The sequence below is a fragment of the Mucilaginibacter tolerans genome, from assembly GCF_030519375.1.
Taxonomy (GTDB): domain Bacteria; phylum Bacteroidota; class Bacteroidia; order Sphingobacteriales; family Sphingobacteriaceae; genus Mucilaginibacter.
This window is the reverse complement of sequence record NZ_JAUMKB010000027.1, coordinates 1-15,061: the sequence shown is the minus strand read 5'-3', so window position 1 is coordinate 15,061 and position 15,061 is coordinate 1. Positions and strand designations below refer to the sequence as shown.

Below are 15,061 nucleotides of genomic sequence, written 5' to 3'. Positions count from 1 at the left end.
TAAAAATTCGCATTGAGTTACACAAATCTACTTTTTTTGCTTTAAGTTGTAAATGTTGGCCCCCTTTGTTCCGATTATATTTTCAAATAAAGCGACGTGGATGCGCTGAGGAGTTTTAACACAAATTATAAAATAATAAGCTATATTGCACCAAATGAATTTTTTCTGTTTACAAATAAAAAGAGCTTTCTTTTTTGCACTGTTTTTGCTGCCATCCTTATCTTTTGCACAACTAGTAAATAACAGCGGTAACGGTGTAAATACTAACGGGACTAGTCAGGCCACGGCTATACAGACCGCTGTACCTTTCTTGCTAATAACTCCCGACTCTCGCTCAGGTGCAATGGGTGAAGCCGGTGTTGCATTATCACCTGATGCAAACTCCAGCTTTTGGAATCCATCGAAGCTTGCATTTCTTGAATCTCCGGATAATATATCCGTTAATTATAGCCCCTGGCTTAGGTCGCTTATTCCTGATGTGACGCTTTCTTATTTAGGCTATGCTCACAAATTGGACGAACGTAATACCATCGGCGCATCTATCCGCTATTTTAATGTAGGTACAATCCAGGCCTATGATAACCTTCAAAATTTTCAGGGCAATTTTATATCCAGCGAATATTCCATTGATGCTTCATTCGCACGAACTTTTGGTGAGGAATTTTCTTTAGGGCTAACGGCACGCTATATTCGTTCCAACTTGTCAAATGGTTATTCTGCATCAGGTGTGACGGCAAAACCTGGTAACGCATTGGCTGCCGATGTTTCCATGTATTATAAAACACAGGCGCAGCAATTTGGTAAGGATGCGACATTCTCATTCGGAGCCAATATCTCTAATATCGGCACCAAGATTAGCTACTCTAATGATGGCACCAAATATTTTTTGCCTACAAACCTTAAAATAGGCATTGCCGATATGGTCAATCTTGATGATGTTAACTCTGTTACGTTTGTATTTGATATCAATAAACTACTGGTACCAACTAAACCTAATAGTGACGTTTCTGTACCATCAGGCCTTTTTGGTTCATTTACCGACGCTTCTTTTACTGAAGAAATACAGGAGTTAAGCTTTTCTCCTGGTATTGAGTACTGGTATAATAAACTATTCGCTGTGAGAGCCGGATATCTTTATCAAAACCCAAACAAAGGCGGCTTGCATTATTTAACACTGGGAACAGGATTTAAATATCAGGAATTTACTTTTGATTTCTCGTACATAGCAGCCAGTCAGCAAAGCAGTCCATTGGCAAATACTTTAAGATTTTCTTTATCAGCTAACTTCGGATCGACCACCAAACAGTAAATGGCTAAAATAAAGGTAGGTTTCGGCTTTGACGTACACCAGTTAAAGGAAGGCCACCCTTTTGTTTTGGGTGGAGTAAATCTTGAACATCATTCAGGCGCCTATGGCCATTCCGACGCGGACGTGCTACTTCATGCTATTTGTGATGCGTTATTGGGCGCTGCCAATCTGCGTGATATAGGTTATCATTTTTCCAACAAGGACGAACGCTGGCGTGGAATCAGCAGCCTGATATTGTTACAGGAAGTTGTGCGATTACTAACTGAAAAAGGCTGGTCGATTGGTAATATTGATGCAATGGTGTGCCTCGAGGCGCCGAAAATCAATCCACATATTCCAGCCATGAAAACCCATATTGCGAAAGCCGCCGGCATAGACGAAGAAGATATCTCGATAAAGGCCACAACCAACGAGCAGTTGGGCTTTATCGGTCGCGAAGAAGGCGTGGTTGCTTATGCAGTTTGCCTGATCGATAAGCTTTAATTACTTCACGGCTTTGGCTGCTTTCCCTTTTACGCTCACACTACCTGTCCGTTTTAGCACACCCCAGCCGCTTAACTCGCCCTTCAATGCTTTGCGTATCGATTTAAACAAGACGTAATACATCAGCTGGCGCCATATAAATCGCTGAGGAATGATATACACGAGCTTCTTGTAATCCTCGCGTTCCATGCGGAAAGCTATTATAGCCACCAGGAAATCAATCATTACAAAAGCTACGTAATAAGCTAATATTTTCCCCGGTTTGTCACCAAGCAGGCCGATGATCATCATCAGATCCGCTAACGGCGAAAACAGTGGCAATATGATCTGGAAGATCAGGATATTAGGCATACCTACCATGCCAAAAAATTTGTATTTCTTATTAAACAGTGCGTCGCGGTTTTTCCAAAAGCTTTGGATCACACCGAAGCTCCAGCGGAAACGTTGCTTTAATAAGGCTCCCAATGTTTCTGGTGCTTCAGTGTAGGCGATAGCTTCAGCACAGTTTTTAATAATATAGCCCTGTTTTAGAATACGCATGGTCAGGTCGCAGTCTTCAGCCAAAGTATCCGAAGTAAAACCACCTGCTTTTTTGATTGCTTTTTTCCGGAATGCGCCTATTGCACCGGGGACTACCGTAATACTGTTGATCAGGTCAAAAGCACGGCGGTCCATGTTTTGGGCTGTGATATATTCAATAGCCTGCCAGCGGGTAATGATGTTGTTTTCATTGCCAACCTTTACCGTACCCGCTACTGCACCAATCTCTTCATCGGTAAAGTAAGTCATCAGATGATAAATGGCGTCATTTTTTAATTGGGTATCGGCATCGATACAAACAGCATAGTCATATTGTGAATGGCTAATGCCAAAGTTTAATGCCGAAGCCTTGCCACCATTAGGCTTGGTGAAAACCTTTACTACCGGATGATTACCATAAGCATTGTTAACCATCTCGTAAGTTTTGTCTTTTGACCCATCGTCAACAAATATGATCTCGAAATTCGGGTAATCCAGTGTCAGCAAACTTTGGATAGTTTTAATTGCTGTGACCTCTTCATTATATGCCGGAACAATAATGCTTACCGGTGGTAAATCTATCGCCAGAGGAAGTTCAGCTTTGTCTTTTTTGTCCTCATAATATTGACGAACAGCCAATATGCCGATCAGTACAATACGTCCCATCGCCAGAAAAATGGCCGTGAGGAACAGGTAAAGAAAAAACCAATTACCAAAAAATATTCCCTGGATGAAAATATCGTACAAAGTGCCCATAATACCACTGTTGGCATCATCCCTTATTGGTGGCATGAGGTCGGCTTTGTCTTTATGTAAAACGTCAGCGATAGTGGTGAACTTATAGCCGTGACTTTTGAAGAAATGGATGATCTCGGGCAATGCCTTTACGGTTTCTTCGCGGGTATCGCCACCTGCATCATGTAGCAATAACATGGTGCCGGCATCTTTTTGCCTTATGGTACGGGCAATGATGCTATCGGCTGTTACTCCAGGCTGCCAGTCCCACGGATCGATAGATTCGCCAATGGTAATATAGCTTTGATTACGGCTTTCCGCAACCGGAATAACTTCGGCAAGAGTTTGCGGTTCCGCATCTGCATTGAACGGCGGACGAAATAATATAGTACTGCGTCCGGTAACCGACTCGATGAGTTTACGCGTTGCATTCAGCTCCAGATTCACTCTTGGAATGCCAATAGTGGATATATCCGGATGGAAAAAGGTGTGGTTGCCTATTTCATATCCTTCCTCAAACTCACGTCTAAGTATGGGTATATTTTTCTCGGCCATTGATCCCACCACAAAGAAAGCTGCAGGCACATGCTCTCTTTTTAGAATATCAAGAATACGTGGTGTGTAATCTGGGTCCGGGCCGTCGTCAAATGTCAAAACGATCTTCCCCGGAGCATAGCCGTAACGCCTGATCACATATTTGGTAGGCAGTTTGATGTAGCGTTGATTGGTTACGGTATAATTGATAGTATCCATCGCCACGTCGATCTGCCCGGTCGTGGGGGTGGTTACCAAATCCAAAACTTCACCTTCACCTGCGTAGTCGATACGGTTATTCAAACCAACAGTTTGCAAGCGCTTAATGTCAACGCCCGTTTTTCTTAATGAGTCAAGTGACAGGTTTTTCTGAAAGAATGACCACATGCGTGGGTCCTCATAGCCCAGGCGCCATAAGGCTACGCCACCTGTTGCCCAATCGTCGGCCTTGCGGATCACGTTGAAATTGGTGGCTGCGTCGGTAAAATAAACAGTATGCTCTAAACTATCCAGGTCGAAATAGGTATAATGCAAGTTTGCCGAGGACGGGTCAAAAGTGATCTTGCTCTTGTTTTCCTGCGCAAAAGAAATAGCCTGCTGATAACTGATCGATTTTCCAGTACTGCTTTCGGGCCAGTCGTAGCCACCGCCCTGGACAGTAAGAATGACCTTTTCGCTTGGGACTTTGGTACAAACATCATCCAGTATTTCTTCGGCCCAGCGCTGGTTGGATAAGTCGCCGGGATTACTGTCTTCTGTATGCTCATCAATAGCCATAATAAACAGGAAATCATTAAAATGAGCCAATTTTACAAGGTCATACTGCTCATCTTCAGGCCATGCATTGGTGGTTACAAGATAACCTTGGGGACGGAGAATCTCGTACATTTCCCTCTGAAAGGCGACGAAGTTTTTCTCGTTACGATCCTTTATATTATCCAGTTCCAGGTTAATGCCTTGAAAATGGTATTTAGCCAATTGCTTAGCGACGCTATTGATAAAAGTGGTGCGCAGTTTCTTGTTCTTTACAATTCTATATACATCCTTGCTATCAAAACCGCCCTTTGTAGCATTATAATTGATATAGTTGGAAATAGAAACGAGTATAGGTTTTTTGTATTTTTTGTTCAGATTGGTTAAACCGGTATCTATTTTAGCAGTAATGGTGTCCATGCCCGGAGTAACGGTAAAACCCTCGGTTACCACCATGTCTAAGCGGCCGATATGGTCAATCAGTGAAGTGTACGCCTGTGGCTCCCACGCCCGGTAAAAGGCTGCATTGATGCGGTCTTTGTTATTCGGATGCTTGAGCTGGTGTTTTTTTAAATTACGCCTTAATACGCCGATTTTTTCTGTATCGATCCGGAAACTTTTAAACTTGGTTGATTTTTTTAACTGCTCTAATTCCTCTTTGGTGAGCTTTTTGGGAGCTGGGTTAAGATTTGGTAGAGACGGATACTGTTTGGATGTAACTGTAACTGCAGCAGCAACAACAGCGGCAGCAAGAACGATCAGCAAGAATCGGCTAAGCCATTTAAAACGCGTCCACCTGCCGGGGGTATCAGCTTGAAAAACCTGTTTTTCGGCCATTAAGATTTAATATTCTTAAAAGTATAATCGGTATTGTGATAAGTGTTTATTTATCTGATTCAGGTGTTTCAATTTTTGAAAAATCCACCCCGCATTTACAGTTTGTTCCGCATCCGCTTTTGGCTGTAAGGCTCTTATAAACCAAACGGCCAAAATAAGCGATGGCAGCTGCAAAAAGTAAAACCACTATGATCAATTGAATATTCACGTCACAAATTTAATACATTTCTAATCTATATACGAATATACAACAGTAATAGTATAAGGTTTTACTTTCGCATGAAGGCAATGGCGCCCCCCACCCAATCAAAGTCTTTATTATAGCGAACACCGATCATTTTTCCTTTACTCAAACGCCCCAGATTAATAGCAAGCGTTGGTTTGTCTTGCCCATCTGGCCATAAATAAAGCAATCTTATTTCTATCTTGACGCCGCCATCAGGGGCCTGCAAGGCTGGCTCATAAGTCACTTTTTGCTGCAAAATCCAGTTTTCAGGGTCCTTTATTTTATCAATGTCCTCTTTGGTCACATCAATGATCACACCCTGGCCGGCAAAGGAGAAAAGCGGCTTCAAAACATAGTTTTCAAGTTCAGCCGGGATAGCCTCTACTTCATTAAGAAATTGCGTTTTGGGTACATAGTCTCCTTTCAGAAAAGGCATAGTGAACTTGCTGATGCGATAAAACCAGTTAGGGTGAGTGATCCATTCCAAATCAAGTGGCTTACGGATATCCACCGCTTTGCTAAAAATACCCGGATCACTTTCTATTTCGTCAAATATCAGGCGGTTATATATTCTTTTGATAGGGGTTAACCCACCGTTAGCTTCATAAAACAGCTTACCATCTTTTTCAATCAAATCACTTAGCGACACAACAGGTGTACCGATGTAATTTTGGGTGAGGTAAAAATCGACAGCTGTTTTTTGCTTTGGTGCGTTCACATCCATCAAGACTACTTCATCTGGCTGATAAGGGCCGATAACAGTTTTCTTGAGCAGATTGAGGTATTCTTCCTGGTCCAGCCCGTTAAAATAAATGGTCCAGTTATCAGGAATATCAAATTCTTCACGATAATGATCGCCAACATATACCTGGAAACTGTACAGTGATGGGAAACCCTGCAATTCAATCAGCTTTGGAACGATTTGCCCATTTTCATCCTTACAAACACCAAAATCAAGTGCGATGAAATGTGGATGATCGTTTTCATTTGCAACACGCCATTTTTCAGGAATCGCGCGTTCGGTCAGCAGTTTAAAATCAGGTTGCAGTATGACATTAATAATGTCTTCGCCTGCGGCCAATAACTTATCACGAAAATCATCTGTAAGGAAAATCGGCGTTTCTGCTACGCGAAAAGGAATTTTCTCTTTCAGGCCGTCATTCAGTGCTGTTAAAAAGCGCTCGTACTTTAATGGTGTAAAGTTGTCGTTGAATGCTTTCCTGGCTGATGGATCCATATGGGGGAAATTCTAAGTTCGAAAAACTAAATTCTAAATCTGCCCTTCAACAATAAAACAATCAGTCTTACGCTTCCTGCAAACTCAAAACCGCCTGGTCCAAAAAGTTTGGAATAACGGTATTTTGTGTGTGCATTATTTTATCCGGGTCCTCCAAACGCTCCAGCATCTCGTTGTATTTGTCGTGGCCATGCTCAGCTATCACTTCGCCTTTCTTGTCTTCTTTTGAAAGATAAGCCTGCATACCTATCGCATCCGCCTCCGGGTGAAACTGTGTAGAGATAAAATACTCACTGAAACGAATAGCCATCATGGCACGCGGCAAATCGACATGGGGGCGTTCCTTTTCTATTGCCAGCAATTGCATGCCCAGGTCGACAAAGCGTTTTTCGTTGGGATGGATCACCTGCCAGACGCGCGAATCAACGGCAAAAAAGGGGTCGGCTAAACCATCAAAAATCGGGTCGCTTAAACCCGCTGTGGTTTGATGCACAGGCAAAACACCAAATGATGGTGAACGGCGTGTGTTCACTTCGCCCAATTGGTATTTACGGCACATCAGCTGAAAAGAATGACATACAAAAAAGGCATGCTTCTTTTGCGGATGGTTAGACAGGTTGTGGTCTTCCAACTTGTCGATCAGGTCGAAATATACCTTTTCCCAGGGTGTCCCTTCAGTGATCAACGGGTCACCCGGACCGCCGCTGGAGATATAAATATCAAAATCCTTATAATCGGGCGTTTCGCATTTCCCGCGCACATCAAATATCTCGTAGCTCAGGTTGAGCTGATTTTTTGTCCTATAGCGTTTTAAAATATCCTGGAACCCACGCATACCCTCATTGGGTATCCCATCGTACAGATCTAATATGGCTACTTTGATTTCGTTCATCATGTTATGCTGAGATATGAGACGTGAGATATGAGGTGTGAGACAAAACCAGGCGGCCTTAATCTTAAATCTCATATCTCAAATCTCATATCTATCTTCAAATTCCCTTCAATGTTTGTGACGTAATGTAATCCACCACGTCTGCAAAGTTACTATTTTGCTGGTAAACTGCCAGTTGGCGGTCGGCGCCGGTTCCGTGCTCCAGTATTTTGTGTACATATTGCAGGTCTTCGCGGCAGCCTAATTCGTCTACTACGTCGTCTACGAAGTCCAGCAGTTCCAATACGAGGGCACGCGTGTTTACTTCCAGTTCCTTACCAAAGTCGATCATTTTACCATCGATACCGTAACGTGCAGCACGCCATTTGTTCTCGTTGATCAACGCCCGGTTATACGTAATAAACGACATGTTTTGTTGGCGAAGCTTGTACAATTTGGCGCATAACGCCTGAAAAAGGGCCGTAAATGCCATTGTCTCGTCAATTAGCATAGGGCAATCGCATATGCGGAATTCGATGGTCTCAAAGAATGGGTGAACCCGGATATCCCACCATATCTTTTTGGCGTTATCGATGCAATTGGTCTTTACCAACAGCTTGATATAACGATCATATTCCTCGATGCTGCTGAAATAATCGGGTATGCCTGTACGTGGGAATTTGTCGAATACCTTAGTCCTGAATGATTTGAAGCCAGTATTCCGACCTTCCCAGAATGGCGAGTTGGTTGAAAGTGCATACACGTGCGGCAAAAAATAACGTACCTGATTGGCTATGTGTATGGCTAAATCGCGCGATTGGATGCCCACGTGCACGTGCAGGCCAAAGATCAGGTTTGAACGGGCGGCCTCCTGCATTTCATCCACGATCTCAAAATAACGGGGGTGATCGGTAATTAACTGGTGCTGCCAGTGCGAGAATGGGTGTGTGCCGGCTGCGCCAATACGCAAGCCAAGTTCCCCGGCCAGCTGCGCTACTGTTCCGCGTAGTTTACCTACCTCTTTGCGTGCCTCGGCGGTGTTGCGGCAAATGTGCGTGCCCACTTCTACCACAGCCTGGTGCATTTCGGCCTTTACCTGATCTTCGTGTATCTTTTGCGCGCCTTCTACAATTTTTTGCTCGTGCGATTTCAGCTCCCTGCTTACAGGATCTATCACCATAAATTCTTCTTCAACACCTAAGGTAAACTCGTTCATAATTGGTTAGGTTTATGCTTTATCATTGTCATGCCGAAACGGGTTCAACATGACGATATTTTATTTTTTTACTACTGCTTTCGGCTTCGCCGATACCTTTTTGGGCGCTGCTTTTTTGAGGGTTCCTTCGGCCGTAATAGCATGATCTATTTTACCTGTTTCAGCATCTTGTTTACTTGCCTTCTTTTCAATTTTCTTTTCTGACGATAAAAGGTCCTCTTTGGCTGCACCGGTTTTCACATATTCGCCCCAGGTTAAATTATCCATGCCGTCCTTTTGTTTTTTTGCGCGTTCAATGGCATAGTCAGCAGCGGTTTCTACCACCCAGTCAAAGTTTTCCTGGCCTACACTGGTCACTTCGGCATCCGGGGCGGGATTGCAAAAATCGATGGCATAAGGTACCCCATCCCGCACCGCAAACTCAACGGTATTAAAATCATAGCCTAAATATTTATTCAGTTTGATGACATAATCTTTTACAGTTTCCAACAATTTCTTTTCAGCTGGCGCTTTACCGTGCTCGTAACGCAGGTGATGCGGATTGCGGGGCTCATATTGCATAACGCGCACATGCTTTCCGCCAATGCAATAGCAGCGGAAATAATCGTCAAAAATAATCTCTTCCTGCAGCATCATCACATATTGTTTGGTCTGGTCGTATTTTGGCCACAGGTCGTCCATGCTGGATATCTTATAAACTTCCTTCCATCCCCCGCCGTCGAATGGTTTCATATAAGCTGGGAATCCTACATAGTTGAATATGCCATCCCAATCCAGCGGATATGCCAGATTGCGAAAGGATTGATCCGTGGTATCGTTTGGTAATTCTTTTGATGGCAGAATAACTGTTTTAGGAACGGGCACACCGATCTTCACAGCCAACGCATTATTGAAGAATTTCTCATCAGCGCTCCACCAGAAAGGGTTATTGATGACTGCCGTTCCACAGATGGCAGCATTTTTAAGTGTTGCCCGGTAAAAAGGTACGTCCTGCGATATGCGGTCGATGATCACCGCATAATCCAATGGTTCGGCTTGCATCACCTTGTCGATGCGTACAAATTCTGCCGATATATTTTTCTCTGCTTTTTGGTTGATCCGTTCAACAAAAGCATGTGGAAATGAATTTTCCTGGCCGAAAAGAATGCCTATTTTTTTCATGGGTATGTTGTTTAAAATTCTGAATCCTAATTTCTAAACTATAAAAGATATCTCATATCTTACACCTATCAGATAGTACTCAAATAATGCGGGAACATAGCCCGCCACATGGGCCAGTCGTGGTCGCCTATACCGCGTACATCCAGCCAATGGTTGATATTTTTCTGCCGTAAAATGTTTGACAACCGGTCGTTATCAGCCCTGCAAATATCATGTTCAGCCGTACCCAGGATGATGTTCATCTGCCATAGCTCCCAGCGGTCGCTGCCAGGCAGGTAATCGGGCGGGTTATTATAAAACACGTCGTTATTATAAAAACCATCCATAAACTGTTTCACGTCAAAGGCTCCACTCATACTGAAGATGTGCCCGGTCTTGTCAGGATGCTTTAATCCAAAGTTGACTGCATGGTATCCGCCAAAACTGCATCCGGCGGTGGCTATTTTATTCACGCCTGTTTCCTGCATGGCCCAGGGGGCTAGCTCTTCGTAAAGCATTTTATCGTAAAAATTATAATTCCTTGCCCGGTCGGCCGGGTGGATGCCTTTGTTGTACCAGGTGAGCCAGTCCAAGCTGTCGGGGCAGTAAATCTTCACTAATCCTTCCTCCACAAACCATCGTGCCGACTCGATCAAACCTTCATCTTTATTCTGAAAATATCTGCCCTGTGAAGTCGGGAAAAGTATAACCGGATAGCCGCGTGTGCCGAAAATCAGCATCTCCACATCGAGGCCCAGGCTGTGCGAGTACCATTTGTGATATTGTTCTGTCAAAGTGTAGCTGCTTTAGTATGTGTAAGTTAATTGCTTTGATTTAAAAAGACAACATTCTGTCAAATTATTCACACCATGTCACTTAATAAATCGAGAAAACCTATTTTTGCCCCCTTGTAATATTTTGAAAGAGATGTATTTGAGTTGGATTGAGAACGAAATGACCCTGACGGAAACCAAAATAACCATTGATTCTGACGCTCTGAAAAGAGGGGTTACCATAACATTATTACTGCCCGAAGAAACTGAAGTTGCTGGGCCTATCAACCTGTTATTGTTAAATGACGGCCAGGAAGCAGATAATCTGAAAATAAAAGAAAGCCTCGAAAATTTATATAACTACGGAGCTATAAAGCCAGTGTTGGTTGCGGCCATACATGCAGGCGACGAGCGTTTGCAGGAGTACGGAACCGCTGGTATCCCCGATTTTAAACAGCGCGGCTCTAAAGCAGCAGCTTATACCAGGTTTATTGTTACCGAATTACTACCCGCCATAAAAAAAGAAACGGGCATCACTAATTTTGATAACACCGCCTTCGCTGGATTTTCTTTAGGTGGATTATCTGCTATGGATATCACCTGGCATTATCCTGAGGCTTTTAACAAAGTAGGGGTATTCTCCGGATCATTCTGGTGGAGGAGCAAAGAATTAGGTAAGGGCTATACCGATAACGACCGCATTATGCACGGCATCGTCCGTAATACCGTCAGCAAGCCCGACCTAAAAATTTGGCTGCAAACTGGTACCAAAGATGAAACTGCCGACAGGAACAAAAATGGCATTATCGACTCCATTGATGATACGATCGACCTGATAAAGGAATTGGAAAACAAAGGCTACAATCGCCCCGCAGATATTCAATACCTTGAAATGGTTGGCGGATCGCACAACGTAGCTACCTGGGCGGAAGCTATACCCAAGTTTCTGATGTGGGCATTTGGAAGGTAATATCAACCCAACTATAAAACATCAAGATCAAAAACGTACGCCTCCTGTATCGAAAACGCACGGGTATAAAATTGTTTTTTGGGTAAAATACTGATTGTGAAATGGTTATTCAATTGGCACATGGTTGGAATCATTGGCAGTATTATGTATTTTGCTAATCAAATGATATAGCAACTGATGAAGACTTTCAAAACGCGAAAACTCGTAACTCTGCTAACAGTGATCCTGTTTTCTGTTGGCTTGACTGCCCGAGCACAGGAAGGCTACAAATACATTCCCGAATCCAAAGAGTTGTACGCCAAGATTGTACACATGGACAGCGTGCTGTTTAACGCCTATAACAGCTGCGATATGGAAACGCAAGCTAAGATATTTTCCGATAACCTGGAGTTTTACCACGATAAAGGGGGCTTAACCACCTCTAAAAAGGACTTGCTGGATGCCATCAAAAGAAACATCTGTGATAAAGTGACCCGAGTACTCGTACCGGGAAGTATAGAAGTTTACCCTATTGCCGGCTATGGTGCGGTAGAGATCGGTCTACACCGATTTATTAATCACCAGGAAAATAACAATTTGTCCAAACCTGATAAGTTTATTTGTGTGTGGCAGCAAAAAGGGGATAGCTGGCAGGTAACGAGGGTGATTAGTTTGCATTGATTTTTGAGGCGAAAGGTCAAATCATTCCGCAAGTTATTTTCCTAACTTAGCGCTATAACATTTCTCATGATGTCAACCCTTCAGCAAAGTTTCGGCAATATCGATATCTACCTGTTCGATCAATTGCTGAAAGGTACATATGATAATTGCCGCAAGGTTTTGGATGCTGGCTGCGGCGGCGGACGCAACCTGGTCTACCTGTTGCAAAATGGTTTCGAAGTTTATGGGATCGATCCCGACGCTGAAGCCGTTAAGGCTGTAAAAGCATTATCCCAAAAATTATCGCCAGGTAATTCACCCGATAATTTCAAAATAGCTCTCGTCGAAGACCTGCCGTTTGAAGATGTTTATTTCGATTTGGTGATCTGCAATACCGTACTTCATTTTGCCGATAGTCAGGATCATTTCGACCAAATGATGCGCTCCATATGGCGGGTTCTGAAACCCGGGGGGTATTTCTTCGCCCGGCTGGCTTCGGATATCGGTATCGAAACCCTCGTACTGCCGCTGGGTAATGGCCGCCATCATTTGCCCGACGGCTCCGACCGTTTCCTGGTCAATCTGCAGTTTTTACTTGATCGTACACAAGCCCTTGGCGCCCAACTGCACGAGCCCATTAAAACTACCAACGTTCAGAATAAAAGAGCTATGACGACCTGGTGTTTGAGGAAAGGCTTATAATTCCAGCGCTTCATATGTCGGCGGCATGGAAAATGGGGATGAGCTTTGATTTCCTCTCCGACGTTTAGGTAATTTACCGCTACTACCTCCTACCACTGCTACTCAAATCGCCAACCTCAATTGTTAATCCTACATCATTATTCCTTTAATAGTCAGGCTAACACTTCCGAATCTGATTAATTAACCGTACCTTTGCGCCAAATTTAGGAGCGGCATTTTCATGCAAAAAATTAGAAATATAGCGATCATCGCACACGTTGACCACGGTAAAACTACGCTGGTTGATAAAATTTTACACAGTTGCGCCATCTTCAGGGATAACCAGGAGACAGGTGAACTCATCCTCGACAACAACGATCTGGAACGCGAGCGTGGTATCACCATCGTTTCAAAAAACGTTTCGGTCCGCTATAAAGATGTTAAGATCAATATCATCGATACTCCTGGTCACGCCGACTTTGGCGGCGAGGTGGAACGCGTGTTAAAAATGGCTGACGGTGTGCTGTTGCTGTGCGATGCGTTTGAAGGCGCTATGCCGCAAACCCGCTTCGTTACACAGAAAGCTTTATCGCTTGGTTTGAAACCGATTGTGGTAGTAAACAAGGTGGATAAGGAAAACTGTCGCCCTGAAGAAGTTTATGAGCAAATATTTGAACTGTTCTTCAACCTTGAAGCTACTGAAGATCAGCTGGATTTCCCGGTGATCTATGGTTCGTCAAAACAAGGCTGGATGAGCACCGACTGGAAAAAACCTACGGAAGATATTTTTCCGCTGATGGATGCCATTTTGGAAAATATCCCTCCGGCTCCGATTGCTGAAGGTACTCTGCAGATGCAGATAACATCCCTGGATTATTCTTCATTTGTGGGCCGTATCGCTATCGGTCGCGTAGCCAGGGGAACCATTAAGGAAAATATGCCGGTATCGTTGGTAAAACGTGATGGTACCATCCAAAAATCAAGAATAAAAGAGCTTTATACATTTGAAGGATTAGGTAAAGTAAGGGCAACAGAAGTAAGTTCAGGCGATATTTGTGCAGTTGTAGGTATCGAAGGGTTTGATATAGGCGATACTATTGCTGATTTTGAAAAACCGGAACAACTGGCAGTAATCAAGATTGATGAGCCTACCATGAACATGCTGTTCACCATCAATACTTCACCGTTTTTTGGCAAGGAGGGCAAGTTTGTGACCTCACGCCACCTGCGCGACAGGTTGCTGAAAGAAATGGAAAAAAATCTTGCCTTAAAAGTGATCGAAACGGAGTCGCCGGATTCATACCTGGTTTATGGCCGTGGTATCCTGCATTTATCAGTATTGATCGAAACGATGCGCCGTGAAGGCTATGAATTACAGGTAGGCCAGCCACAGGTAATTATAAAAGAAATTGACGGGATTAAATGCGAGCCAATTGAAACGCTGATAGTAGATGTACCCGGAGAAGTTGCCGGTAAGGTAATTGAACTGGTAACGCAGCGCAAAGGCGACCTGCTGGTGATGGAACCAAAAGGCGATTTGCAGCATTTGGAATTTGATATTCCTGCCCGCGGTATCATTGGCTTACGTAATAACGTTCTGACGGCTACGGGCGGCGAAGCCATTATGGCTCACCGTTTTAAAGCATATGAGCCATGGAAGGGCAGTATCCCGGGCCGCCTAAATGGCGTTTTGGTATCCATGGATACTGGTAAAACCACAGCTTTTGCTATTGACAAATTACAGGACAGAGGCCGTTTCTTTATCGATCCGGGTGTAGATATCTACGAAGGACAGGTTTTAGGCGAGCACATTCGCGATAACGACCTGGTGATCAATCTGACCAAAGGCAAGCAGTTAACCAACATGCGCGCATCAGGAAGCGATACCAACGTAAGGATAGCACCGGCTATTAAATTTTCGCTGGAAGAATCAATGGAGTATATCCAGGCTGACGAGTATATCGAGGTTACCCCACAAAGCATCCGTTTGCGGAAAATATATCTGAACGAGAATGAACGGAAAGTAAATGCGAAGAAGTTTGTGAATCAGTAATTTATATAATGTAAGGTCCTAAAATAGGTTGACTATTATTGATGATACAAAAGTTGTTAAAAACTCAAACATCCACCAAAGATGT

At 43.7% G+C, this 15,061-nt stretch carries 13 protein-coding genes; 6 read left to right on the top strand and 7 right to left on the bottom strand.

All coding sequences use genetic code 11. The features are described 5' to 3' along the window. Positions 1-154: 154 nt before the first annotated feature. Together porV and ispF are read left to right on the top strand one after the other, a co-directional pair. Complete coding sequence (gene porV / locus Q3A68_RS22340) at positions 155-1,309, top strand: type IX secretion system outer membrane channel protein PorV (RefSeq protein WP_302903369.1); 1,155 nt, start codon at positions 155-157, stop codon at positions 1,307-1,309. Then, a complete protein-coding gene (ispF, locus tag Q3A68_RS22335) occupies positions 1,310-1,792 on the top strand; it encodes a 2-C-methyl-D-erythritol 2,4-cyclodiphosphate synthase (protein WP_302903368.1) in 483 nt (160 codons plus the stop codon). It abuts the gene before it with no gap. Here the strand turns inward: ispF and Q3A68_RS22330 are convergent, their stop codons facing one another. The 7 genes from Q3A68_RS22330 to Q3A68_RS22300 all read right to left on the bottom strand — a co-directional run bounded on the left by Q3A68_RS22330 (position 1,793) and on the right by Q3A68_RS22300 (position 10,654). Beyond that, positions 1,793-5,170, bottom strand: a complete 3,378-nt coding sequence (locus Q3A68_RS22330) for a trifunctional glycoside hydrolase family 18/polysaccharide deacetylase/glycosyltransferase family 2 protein (RefSeq protein ID WP_302903367.1) — start codon at positions 5,168-5,170, stop codon at positions 1,793-1,795. Positions 5,171-5,216: 46 nt separating this feature from the next. Next, positions 5,217-5,378: a FeoB-associated Cys-rich membrane protein gene (locus tag Q3A68_RS22325; RefSeq protein ID WP_302903366.1), complete on the bottom strand. Its 162-nt coding sequence runs from the start codon at positions 5,376-5,378 to the stop codon at positions 5,217-5,219. Positions 5,379-5,439: 61 nt separating this feature from the next. Next, the gene (locus Q3A68_RS22320; RefSeq protein ID WP_302903365.1) at positions 5,440-6,633 is read right to left on the bottom strand and encodes a hypothetical protein; all 1,194 of its coding nucleotides are present in this window, start codon (positions 6,631-6,633) and stop codon (positions 5,440-5,442) included. 67 nt (positions 6,634-6,700) lie between these two features. Beyond that, positions 6,701-7,528: a type 1 glutamine amidotransferase gene (locus Q3A68_RS22315; RefSeq protein ID WP_302903364.1), complete on the bottom strand. Its 828-nt coding sequence runs from the start codon at positions 7,526-7,528 to the stop codon at positions 6,701-6,703. Between the two features lie 94 nt (positions 7,529-7,622). After that, on the bottom strand, positions 7,623-8,720 hold the full coding sequence (locus Q3A68_RS22310; protein ID WP_302903363.1) for a carboxylate-amine ligase: 1,098 nt from the start codon (positions 8,718-8,720) through the stop codon (positions 7,623-7,625). A 60-nt stretch (positions 8,721-8,780) separates the two neighbouring features. Continuing rightward, positions 8,781-9,881 (bottom strand): ATP-grasp domain-containing protein, encoded by a 1,101-nt coding sequence (locus Q3A68_RS22305; RefSeq protein WP_302903362.1) that lies wholly within the window; start codon positions 9,879-9,881, stop codon positions 8,781-8,783. A gap of 68 nt (positions 9,882-9,949) precedes the next feature. Continuing rightward, positions 9,950-10,654, bottom strand: a complete 705-nt coding sequence (locus Q3A68_RS22300; RefSeq protein WP_302903361.1) for an esterase family protein — start codon at positions 10,652-10,654, stop codon at positions 9,950-9,952. Positions 10,655-10,787: 133 nt separating this feature from the next. Between Q3A68_RS22300 and Q3A68_RS22295 the strand changes: the two genes are divergently transcribed. The 4 genes from Q3A68_RS22295 (at position 10,788) to typA (ending at position 14,976) form a co-directional block, all read left to right on the top strand. Beyond that, positions 10,788-11,603 (top strand): alpha/beta hydrolase, encoded by an 816-nt coding sequence (locus Q3A68_RS22295; RefSeq protein ID WP_302903360.1) that lies wholly within the window; start codon positions 10,788-10,790, stop codon positions 11,601-11,603. Between the two features lie 177 nt (positions 11,604-11,780). After that, positions 11,781-12,263, top strand: coding sequence for a nuclear transport factor 2 family protein (locus Q3A68_RS22290; protein ID WP_302903359.1), 483 nt, complete (start codon positions 11,781-11,783; stop codon positions 12,261-12,263). A 66-nt stretch (positions 12,264-12,329) separates the two neighbouring features. Then, the gene (locus Q3A68_RS22285; RefSeq protein ID WP_302903358.1) at positions 12,330-12,944 is read left to right on the top strand and encodes a class I SAM-dependent methyltransferase; all 615 of its coding nucleotides are present in this window, start codon (positions 12,330-12,332) and stop codon (positions 12,942-12,944) included. Positions 12,945-13,164: 220 nt separating this feature from the next. After that, complete coding sequence (gene typA, locus Q3A68_RS22280; protein WP_302903357.1) at positions 13,165-14,976, top strand: translational GTPase TypA; 1,812 nt, start codon at positions 13,165-13,167, stop codon at positions 14,974-14,976. Positions 14,977-15,061: the final 85 nt, after the last annotated feature.

Bases quoted from the DNA above. Each gene is read 5' to 3' on its own strand.
- porV (WP_302903369.1), top strand. From the start codon at position 155: ATGAATTTTTTCTGTTTACAAATAAAAAGAGCTTTCTTTTTTGCACTG.
- ispF (WP_302903368.1), top strand. From the start codon at position 1,310: ATGGCTAAAATAAAGGTAGGTTTCGGCTTTGACGTACACCAGTTAAAG.
- Q3A68_RS22330 (WP_302903367.1), bottom strand. From the start codon at position 5,170: ATGGCCGAAAAACAGGTTTTTCAAGCTGATACCCCCGGCAGGTGGACG.
- Q3A68_RS22320 (WP_302903365.1), bottom strand. From the start codon at position 6,633: ATGGATCCATCAGCCAGGAAAGCATTCAACGACAACTTTACACCATTA.
- Q3A68_RS22315 (WP_302903364.1), bottom strand. From the start codon at position 7,528: ATGATGAACGAAATCAAAGTAGCCATATTAGATCTGTACGATGGGATA.
- Q3A68_RS22310 (WP_302903363.1), bottom strand. From the start codon at position 8,720: ATGAACGAGTTTACCTTAGGTGTTGAAGAAGAATTTATGGTGATAGAT.
- Q3A68_RS22305 (WP_302903362.1), bottom strand. From the start codon at position 9,881: ATGAAAAAAATAGGCATTCTTTTCGGCCAGGAAAATTCATTTCCACAT.
- Q3A68_RS22295 (WP_302903360.1), top strand. From the start codon at position 10,788: ATGTATTTGAGTTGGATTGAGAACGAAATGACCCTGACGGAAACCAAA.
- Q3A68_RS22290 (WP_302903359.1), top strand. From the start codon at position 11,781: ATGAAGACTTTCAAAACGCGAAAACTCGTAACTCTGCTAACAGTGATC.
- Q3A68_RS22285 (WP_302903358.1), top strand. From the start codon at position 12,330: ATGATGTCAACCCTTCAGCAAAGTTTCGGCAATATCGATATCTACCTG.
- typA (WP_302903357.1), top strand. From the start codon at position 13,165: ATGCAAAAAATTAGAAATATAGCGATCATCGCACACGTTGACCACGGT.